Below are 8932 nucleotides of genomic sequence, written 5' to 3' on the forward strand. Positions count from 1 at the left end.
ACGGGTGTGATCGATGAGTGATAACCAGTCCAAAACCAACGCCATCGAGGAAATGCGCTTTCGCCTGCTGATTGATGCCGTGGTGGACTATGCGATCTACATGATTGACCCCGATGGCATCATCACCAGCTGGAACGCTGGCGCCAAACGTTTCAAGGGGTATGAGGAGAAGGAGATCCTCGGACAGCATTTTTCGCGCTTTTATACCGAAGAAGACCGCAGTGCCGGTCTACCCCAGCGCGCGCTGGATACGGCGATTCGCGAAGGACGGTTCGAGGGCGAAGGCTGGCGGGTTCGCAAGGACGGAACACACTTCTGGTGCCATGTGGTGATCGATCCGATTCGCGACCCGGCAGGCAATCTATTGGGGTTTGCCAAGATCACCCGGGACCTCACTGACCGCAAAATGGCCGAAGAGACGCTCAAGCAAAGCGAGCAGCAGTTTCGTTTGCTGGTTCAAAGCGTGACTGACTACGCCATCTATATGCTCGCCCCGGATGGACGATTGACCAACTGGAATCAAGGCGCCCAGCGCATCAAGGGCTACCGACCCGAAGAAGTCATCGGTCAGCATTTTTCACTCTTCTATACCCCCGAAGACCGTGAAGCCGGGGAACCCCAACGTGCGTTGGAGACGGCTATGCGGGAAGGGCGCTTTGAAAACAGGGCCTGGCGCGTGCGCAAGGACGGCACGCGGTTCTTTGCCCATGTGGTGGTCGATCCGATCTGGGGCGATACGGGCACGTTGCTGGGCTTTGCCAAAATTACCCGGGACATCACCGAGGCCACACAAGCACAGAAGGTTCTGGAACAAACCCGTGAAGCGCTGTTCCAGGCGCAGAAGATGCAGGCCATCGGCCAACTCAGTGGCGGGATCGCCCACGATTTCAATAATCTGCTGACCGTTATCCTGGGCAACCTGGAAATCGTCCGTAAACGCGTGGGAGACAATCCGAAAGTCACTCGATTGGTCGACAACGCCACCCAAGGTGCCCTGCGTGGAGTGTCCCTGACTCAACGCATGCTGGCGTTCGCCAGACGTCAGGAACTCAAGTCCGAATCCGTCGAAATACCCGCGCTGGTGGAAGGAATCAGCGGATTGTTGCGCAGCTCCCTCGGGCCTTCTGTACAGCTCGAAACCCGTTTTTCCCCTGACCTCGTTCCGGTCATGGCCGATGTCAATCAACTCGAACTGGCCGTGCTGAACCTCGCCACCAATGCCCGGGACGCGATGCCCAACGGCGGAAAAATCGTCATCAGTACCCGGACGGAAGACGTCTGCGACCAATCGACACTATTGCCGGAGCCCGGACGCTATGTTTGCCTGAGTGTTGCCGATAACGGGGAGGGCATGGATGAGGTCACCCTGGCGTCGGCCATGGACCCGTTTTTCACCACCAAAGGGGTGGGCAAAGGCACGGGGCTGGGGTTGTCGATGATCCATGGCTTTATCGAACAATTGGGCGGGCGATTCATTCTCAAGAGTCAGAAGGACATCGGCACTGTCGCCGAACTGTGGATACCCGCCGCGTCCATAGCCGCGCTCAATCATCCTGCCGTAGCGGAAGTGGCCGCTCCGCCAGTGGCTCAGTTGTGCGTCATGGTCGTGGACGATGACAGCCTGGTGCTGACCAGCACCGGCCTGTTGCTTGAGGACCTCGGTCACAGGGTGATCAGTGCGGTGTCCGGTGCCCAAGCGCTTGAGCTGTTCGAACGCGAGCAGCATGTTGACCTGGTCATTACCGACATGGCCATGCCACAAATGAACGGTGAGCAGTTGGCCAATGCCATCCGGGCGTTGAAGCCGGACGTACCGATCATTCTTGCCACGGGTTATGCCGAACGCCTCGAAGGCTTCGCGACCACACTCCCTCGCTTGTCCAAACCGTATACCCAACTCAATCTGGTCGAGGTGATTGCGCTGGCCATGAAGTGATGTGCGTCGTGCTCAGCCATTCACGTTCTTCTTGAAACCGCGCAAGTTCATGGCACACAAGCAAAACTGCAACACGATCAATGCGTAGGCGTGGGTGTGGTAGCCCCAAATCACCCACAAGAGATTGCTGACGATGAAGCAACTGAAACCCCACACCCTGCGCGAGGGTGATTGCGAGCCGATCAACCACGCCGCCAATACCGTGACCAGCATCGCCGGCCATTGCACCCAATCGAGAGTGTCCATCCGCAATCCTTGAAGTCAGCCTGTGTACTTGAAGGACCACGGCAGCGAAATAGCGTTCGAGTGAAGTGCATTAAATCCGGCTGAACTTTGCCCGGGCAGGTTTCGTCATAACGCTTTCCCAGTCCTTGTGTAATTTCCGTGCCCAGAATACTGACCGAACACACTGCCGAAGAAGTCTTGACCGAGCACAATGCCAAGATGTTCGGCTCGCCCAAGGAGCGGCTGGATTTCTACCGTCGGGAAATCCAGTATGAAACCAGCATCCTCGCCAACCGAACCGACGCTTACCTGGCCGCGCAGTCGTTCCTGGTGATTGCCTTTGCTTCCTGCATGGCCAACCTCAATCCCGAATGGGGAAAACTCTTCACCCTGGTGGTGCCGCCGTTCCTCGCGCTGCTGGGTTTACTGAGCTCGCTGAACGCCTGGCCGGGCATTCGTGCGGCCTACGACATCATCGACCACTGGCACTTCAAGCAAAGTGAGCTGTTGCGCAGCGAGCCATTGATGGGGCTGGCGTACGATGAATCCCCGCTGTTCAGTGAGATGGAATCGTCCCACAAGGGCTACCGCAAATCGCTGCTGTTTTCCGTGCGTACGCCGTGGATTTTCGCGACGTTCTGGGTGTTGCTGGGCACTTATGCGGTTTACATCCAGGTCACCAATCCCGGCGGCTGAATCGCAGACTAAAAAGCCCGGCATTTGCCGGGCTCTCTGACATCGACTACCAAATCAAGCCGCCAGATTGGACGCGCTCATTTCTTTCTTGTACTGAGCCTTAAGCGTTTCCATCTGCGCGCCCAACTCTTCCAGGGTGGCTTTGCCCAGCAGCTTTTTCGCCTGAGGGAACATTTCCGTTTCCTCTTCTTCGATGTGGTGTTCCAGCAGCTCCTTGACCACTTTCACCCGACCCGCGAATTCTGGGGTGGAAGGGTCGGTGACTTTCAGGTCCGGCAACACCAGGGAATCCACGGTGCGGTGTTCTTCCTTGGCTTCGTAGTACATGACGTCCTGTTCCTTGCCACCGGCTTTTTTGTACGCCGGGTACAAGACTTCTTCTTCGAGCCGGGTATGGATGGTGATCTCCATTTCGAGCTTGGCCAGCAACTCGGTGCGTTTTTTGACACCTCGTTCGGTGGATTCGCTTAACTGAGTCAGGATGACTTTTACGCGTTCATGGTCGGCTTTCAACAGGTCGATGGCGTTCATGGTCGAATCTCTCAAATAGTCACGGAATAGGCGCAAACGGTCTCATGGCCGTAGGTCGCTTTTACACTGGGAGCATTTGTCGTGCCGATTTCACCGCCATGAGTAACGCTATATAAAACAATTGGTTAGAAGCTCTGATGGCGAATTGAGGTCGTGCAGGCTGCATGAGTCTGGAAATTGACTCATGCAGTTCGCGGCACGAAGTTTTCCGTCGAGAAATGTGAATTGTCGGTGTTACCGTCGATCAGATTCGCCGCATCCTGACACCGGGTTCAAGGGATGTTCCGCTGACGGAGAGCGTGGAAACTGATGCGATAGCCGAAGGCGATTTCGCCAGCGGCTATATGGAGTGCGTCAGGGCGGATGCCCCGGGGGTTTTCAGGATCAAGCCCGGCCTTCAAGCTGCTGGCGCAACCGGTGGGAGTTATTCACGGACATCGGGATCGGTGGGAAGTCCGCGTTGAGCAAACGCAGGTGCTCAATCGCTTCCTGAAACTTCAAATCAGCCTTCCTGCGCATCGCCCTGTAACGTTCGAACCGTTCCAGGTCCATGTCGCCGTCCTCAAGCATCTCGAAAGCGCTTCGGCTCAACGCCTGGGCGTCTTCGAACATCTGGCGATTGCATTCCAGGGCAAACGCCCGGCAGGCTTTGATTTGATCGGGAGTTGAATAGTGAACCATGACCGGCACCTTACTTTTTTCGAGGTCCCTTTTAATAGGCATCGTTGCCACAGTGGAACCGAACCTGTCGAGTTCCGCCGTATAAAAGAAAACAGGCGGAATTAAGGTTGTGACTGTCGAGTTGCACAGGGATTTCAAATTTTTCGAGGCGAAAATTCGTTTGATTCAAGCTGTAAACACGCAGGTAAAAATCAAATAATTTGTTTCTTGCGCCGTTCATAGCGGGCGAGGGTGGGTTGCGTGCTGATGCCGTGGATCAAAATGCTCAACGCGACCACGGACAAGGTCAGGTCCATGCACAGCGTCGACACCGACTGACCCAGCCCGTGATTCAAGGCGTAGAACAAGTAATACAGGCTGCCGATGCCACGGATGCCAAACCAGCCGATCAACATTCGCTGGCGCCAATCGAGCAATCGGCCCCACGGCATCACGGCGACACTCAAAGGGCGAATCAGAAAAAACAACACCCCGCCGACCAGCAGGGCGCGCCAGTCCCAGTGAGCGATCAGCACGACGCCGAGCAGTGTCACCAGAAACACTTCCATGGCCCGCTCCACGAGGCTGCCAAAGGCGAGCATGTCACCCATCATGATGCCCGCGGCGACCTGGGTGTCTTCAAGGTTGTCGGTATCGCCATGCGCCGCGTGTTGTGGTTCGACGTTCTGGTGACCGACCACCGGCTGGACCAGATGCTCGGCAGGGAGTTCGTCGTTGCCCGTGGAGCTGACTTCTTCCTGGCGCAATCCGAGGCCAGCGGCGAACACCGACAGAAACCCATAGGCGTGGATAGACTCGGCCCCGACATACGCCAGGGCAATCAAAGCAAGGGCCAGGTAATCGTTCGGAGACAGCGTGCTGTCATCGTTCTTGATCCGCAGCGCCAAGGTCAGGCGCCCGATGCCGCGTCCCATCCAGTACCCCGTCAGAAAACCGGCCGGAACCGCCCAGATCAGACTGCGCAGCACCCAGTCGCCCAACCAGCCGGGGTTACCCTCGTGTTGCAGCAGGAGCAGGCCAAGGATCACGAACGGAAACGCGATCCCGTCATTGAGCCCGGCCTCACCGGAGAGGCCGAAGCGCACGCTGTCGTCATCCCGCGCGTCGTTGACCTGGACCAGCGCGGCGAGCACCGGATCGGTGGGGGCCAGGATCGAGCCGATCAGCACAGACGCGCCCCATGACAATTGCAATGCGTAATGCAGCAACACGCAGACGCCGACAATGGTCAGCAGCATCACCGGGCCGGCCAGGCCGACCGCAATTCGCCAGTTTTTATGTTTGAGGGGCGAGCGCAATTTCAGGCCGCAGACAAACAGAGAAAAGATCACCGCGACTTCCGTCAGGTGCTCCATCCAGATCGAAGCGTCAGCGGTGTCCAGTTTCAACAGCCCGAACCCGGCCGGGCCGATGGCGGCGCCCAGCACCAGGCACACCGCCGACGTGGTCACCGGCATCCAGCGCAGGTAGGACGAGGTCAGCGCCAGCGTCAGGAGTACAGCACCCAACACGGCCACCCATAAAATGAAACTCATGCTCGGTTCTCGCTGGGGGTGGACCGCGTTTGTTGGCCTCTGCGGATCAACCGACCGTGGCGCGCAGGTATTCAGGCGTCAGCACGTTGAACCACAGCAGAATCATCTCTACCAGAATAGTCACCAATACCAGGAGCCCGACGCCCCAGACGCACGCCGCATTCAGCAGGCCTTGTTCCTTGCGCTCGTGCATGAACGTCGGCAAGCCGACGAACAGCAAAAACGTCGAATAAGCCGAAGCAGCCATCAACACAATGATTGCCAGCCAGCGACTCGGGTACAGCCCGGCAATCCCCGCCAGGAAAAACGGCGTCGCGGTATACGCCGCAAAACCGATGCATTGATTGATGGTCGGACGCGCGTCGAAGGTGCGCGACATCCAGCGGATGAATCCCCCCATCAACGCCACGCCGGCGATGATGGTGACGTACAGCAGCACGCAGAGTTGCAACGCACTTTGGGTACTGAGTTTGACGGTTTCGTTCTCGGCCAGGCTCCAGCCGACATAGGTGGTGCCGATGAACAGGCAGACGGCGGGGATCAAGGCGAGCAGCAGCAAATGCGCGAGGTAATGGCGCGGATGTGCTTCCTCCTCCCGGCGAATATCCGTCCAGGCGAAATTGGGCTGGGTGAACAGTTTGACGATAGGTGCGGACATGACGACCTCCTCGAACGGCCCGTGATGGGGGCCTAAACGTATTGAGGGGAGAGATTTGTCAGGGGTTCATTTTTTCGCGACTTCGCGGAATGACGTGTAGCCGTTGGCGCAACCCTGTGGCGAGGGGGCAAGCCTCTCGCCACAGGGCCGCTGCTATTACAGCGGGCGGTCACAACATCGGTTTACCGCCGGTCACGCCGTACCGCTGGCCGGTGATGTAGCTGGCCTCGTCCGACGCCAGCAGCACGTAAATCGGCGCCACTTCCACCGGTTGGCCCGGCCGGCCCAGCGGGGTGTGCGCGCCGAAGTTCTGCACCTCTTCATCGGGCATGGTCGAGACGATCAGCGGTGTCCAGATCGGCCCCGGCGCCACGCTGTTCACCCGAATGTTTTTCGGCCCGAGCATCTGCGCCAGGCCACCGGTGAAGTTGGCGATGGCACCCTTGGTCGTGGCGTAGGCCAGGAGGGTGGGCTTGGGCATGTCCGAGTTGACCGAACTGGTGTTGATGATCGAACTGCCGGCCTTCATGTGCTTGAGCGCGGCCTGGCAGATCCTGAACATGGCGGTGATGTTGACGTCGAAGGTCATCACCCATTCTTCGTCCGGGATGTCTTCGAAGTGTTCGTGCGTCATCTGGAACGCGGCGTTGTTGACCAGAATATCAATCCGCCCGAAGCGTTCGACTGTCTTGTCCACCAGGGCCTGGCATTGCGCTTTCTGCGCGATGTCGCCGGGTAGCAGCACGCATTGGCGTCCGGCCTGTTCGACCCAACGTGCGGTTTCCTGAGCGTCTTCATGTTCATTGAGGTAGGCAATCGCGACATCGGCGCCTTCACGGGCGAAGGCGATGGCGACCGCACGGCCGATGCCGCTGTCCGCCCCGGTGATCAGGGCAATCTTGCCATCCAGCCGGCCCGAGCCTTTGTAGCTTTTTTCGCCGCAGTCTGGATACGGGTCCATTTTCTTTTGGGAGCCGGGGACAGGCTGGCCTTGTTTGGGGAAGGGTGGTCTTGGGTAGTCAGTCATGGCAAATCTCCGATCTCGGGGCACAGGATTCAAAGGGTTGACCCTGGTGTTTTGCCTTGAGTTCGGTTGGATTCAGGTGTGTGCACAAAACCCCGAATCCAGGCAAATCCCTTGTAGGAGCGAAGCTTGCTCGCGAAGGCGGTGTGTCAGTCATACATGTGTCAACTGGCACACCGCCTTCGCGAGCAAGCTTCGCTCCTACAGGGGGATTTGTCGTGTTGTCAGGCCTTGAGGTTGAGCAAACTACGCGCCATGCGTGCCAAGCCTTCTTCGAGCAATGCCCGTGGGCAGCCGAAGTTCAGGCGCACGAACTGGCGGTTGTTGTCGCCGAAATCCAGGCCGGGGCTGAGGCCGACCTTGGCCTGGTCGAGGAAGAACTGCTGCGGATTGTCCAGCCCCAGGGCGGAGCAATCGAGCCATGCCAGATACGTCCCCTGCGGGATATTCATCGTCACGCCCGGCAAGCGCGTGCGAACCGCTTCCACCAGGTAATCCCGATTGCCTTGCAGGTACGCCGTCAACCCGGCCAGCCACGGGCCGCCTTCGCTGTAGGCAACGCGAGTGGCTTCCATTCCCAGCGGGTTGACGCTGTCGACCATGCCGCAACGGGCATGATTGACCCGCGCACGCACCGCCGAGTCTTGAATAATCATGAAGGAGGTTTTAAGACCGGCAATGTTGTAAGCCTTGCTCGCCGACATCAGGGTGATGGTGCGCTGGGCGATCTGCGGGCTGAGCGATGCCGTGGGAATGTGCACGCGCCCGTCGAAGCACAACTCGGCGTGGATTTCGTCGGAGATGATCCACGCGTTGTGTTCCAGGCAAATGTCCGCCAGCGCTTGCAGTTCTTCCCGCGGGAAAACCTTGCCCAGCGGATTGTGCGGGTTGCTCAGCAACAGCGCGCCGCCACCGGTCAGTGCTTCGCTCAAGGCCGCGAGCGGCGTGTCATACGTGCCGTCAGCCAACGCGTCGAATTCCAGTTCAACCTTGTTCAAGCCCCAATGACCTGGCGCATGACGCAGCGGCGGGTAGTTCGGCACCTGGACCACGACGTTTTGTTGCGGCTCGATCAGCGCCTTCAGGGCCATGTTGAAACCCGACTCCACACCCGGCAGGAAGATCAGTTCCTCCGGCAAGACGCGCCAGGCGTATTTGTTCCAGAGGTCGGCGACGATGGCGGCGCGCAAATCGTCCTGAGGCACGCTGTAGCCGACCATCGGGTGTTCCAGGCGTTTACGCAGGGCTTCAAGGATGACCGGCGGCGCGGCGAAGTCCATGTCGGCGACCCACATCGGCAACACGTCGGCCGGGTAGCGGCTCCACTTGGTACTGCCGGTGTTGTGGCGGTCGAACACCTGATCAAAATCGAAGGTCATGCTCAGTCTCATAAAAAGCGGGGTTGAACGTGGCGCCATGATAAACGCCAAGTCCCTGTGGGAGCGAGACGGTAATCGCCCAAACAACACAAACCCCTGTGGGAGCGAGCCTGCTCGCGATGGCGTCAGCTCATTCATCATCCAGGCAAACTGACCCACCGCTATCGCGAATAGGCTCGCTTGTATGTTTAGACTTGAAGGGGTGGGTGGGACTAAAGCTCGTCATCTGACTCTAACCAGTACAGACCGTGGGAGACTTCGTCCCAC

General features: G+C 58.5%; 9 protein-coding genes. 2 read left to right on the plus strand and 7 right to left on the minus strand.

The window, feature by feature from the left end; all coding sequences use genetic code 11:
- Window positions 1-13 precede the first annotated feature (13 nt).
- A complete protein-coding gene (locus FBY01_RS12435) occupies window positions 14-1936 on the plus strand; it encodes a PAS domain-containing sensor histidine kinase (protein WP_145307583.1) in 1923 nt (640 codons plus the stop codon).
- 12 nt (window positions 1937-1948) lie between these two features.
- On the opposite strand, the gene FBY01_RS12440 is transcribed toward FBY01_RS12435, so the two are convergent.
- Entirely contained in the window at window positions 1949-2182 is a 234-nt protein-coding gene (locus FBY01_RS12440; protein ID WP_145307581.1) for a hypothetical protein, read from the minus strand.
- 138 nt (window positions 2183-2320) lie between these two features.
- On the opposite strand from FBY01_RS12440, the gene FBY01_RS12445 reads away from it, so the two are divergent.
- Window positions 2321-2857: a hypothetical protein gene (locus FBY01_RS12445; RefSeq protein ID WP_077748489.1), complete on the plus strand. Its 537-nt coding sequence runs from the start codon at window positions 2321-2323 to the stop codon at window positions 2855-2857.
- Between the two features lie 54 nt (window positions 2858-2911).
- Here FBY01_RS12445 and FBY01_RS12450 read toward each other — a convergent pair whose 3' ends face one another.
- The 6 genes from FBY01_RS12450 to FBY01_RS12475 all read right to left on the minus strand — a co-directional run bounded on the left by FBY01_RS12450 (window position 2912) and on the right by FBY01_RS12475 (window position 8665).
- The gene (locus FBY01_RS12450) at window positions 2912-3388 is read right to left on the minus strand and encodes a hemerythrin domain-containing protein (protein ID WP_145307579.1); all 477 of its coding nucleotides are present in this window, start codon (window positions 3386-3388) and stop codon (window positions 2912-2914) included.
- A 384-nt stretch (window positions 3389-3772) separates the two neighbouring features.
- Window positions 3773-4069 carry a hypothetical protein gene (locus FBY01_RS12455; RefSeq protein ID WP_145307577.1) on the minus strand — a complete coding sequence of 99 codons (297 nt, stop codon included), beginning with the start codon at window positions 4067-4069 and terminating at the stop codon, window positions 3773-3775.
- A gap of 191 nt (window positions 4070-4260) precedes the next feature.
- Window positions 4261-5604: a sodium:proton antiporter gene (locus FBY01_RS12460; protein ID WP_145307575.1), complete on the minus strand. Its 1344-nt coding sequence runs from the start codon at window positions 5602-5604 to the stop codon at window positions 4261-4263.
- A gap of 46 nt (window positions 5605-5650) precedes the next feature.
- Entirely contained in the window at window positions 5651-6262 is a 612-nt protein-coding gene (locus FBY01_RS12465; protein ID WP_010460359.1) for a Yip1 family protein, read from the minus strand.
- A 169-nt stretch (window positions 6263-6431) separates the two neighbouring features.
- Entirely contained in the window at window positions 6432-7289 is an 858-nt protein-coding gene (locus tag FBY01_RS12470) for an SDR family oxidoreductase (RefSeq protein ID WP_010460357.1), read from the minus strand.
- Between the two features lie 221 nt (window positions 7290-7510).
- Window positions 7511-8665 (minus strand): MalY/PatB family protein, encoded by a 1155-nt coding sequence (locus tag FBY01_RS12475; protein WP_010460356.1) that lies wholly within the window; start codon window positions 8663-8665, stop codon window positions 7511-7513.
- Window positions 8666-8932: the final 267 nt, after the last annotated feature.

Origin of the sequence: Pseudomonas sp. SJZ077, assembly GCF_007993905.1 — a bacterium.
Lineage (GTDB): Bacteria > Pseudomonadota > Gammaproteobacteria > Pseudomonadales > Pseudomonadaceae > Aquipseudomonas > Aquipseudomonas mandelii.

Bases quoted from the DNA above. Each gene is read 5' to 3' on its own strand.
- FBY01_RS12435 (WP_145307583.1), top strand. From the start codon at position 14: ATGAGTGATAACCAGTCCAAAACCAACGCCATCGAGGAAATGCGCTTT.
- FBY01_RS12440 (WP_145307581.1), bottom strand. From the start codon at position 2,182: ATGGACACTCTCGATTGGGTGCAATGGCCGGCGATGCTGGTCACGGTA.
- FBY01_RS12450 (WP_145307579.1), bottom strand. From the start codon at position 3,388: ATGAACGCCATCGACCTGTTGAAAGCCGACCATGAACGCGTAAAAGTC.
- FBY01_RS12455 (WP_145307577.1), bottom strand. From the start codon at position 4,069: ATGGTTCACTATTCAACTCCCGATCAAATCAAAGCCTGCCGGGCGTTT.
- FBY01_RS12460 (WP_145307575.1), bottom strand. From the start codon at position 5,604: ATGAGTTTCATTTTATGGGTGGCCGTGTTGGGTGCTGTACTCCTGACG.
- FBY01_RS12465 (WP_010460359.1), bottom strand. From the start codon at position 6,262: ATGTCCGCACCTATCGTCAAACTGTTCACCCAGCCCAATTTCGCCTGG.
- FBY01_RS12470 (WP_010460357.1), bottom strand. From the start codon at position 7,289: ATGACTGACTACCCAAGACCACCCTTCCCCAAACAAGGCCAGCCTGTC.
- FBY01_RS12475 (WP_010460356.1), bottom strand. From the start codon at position 8,665: ATGACCTTCGATTTTGATCAGGTGTTCGACCGCCACAACACCGGCAGT.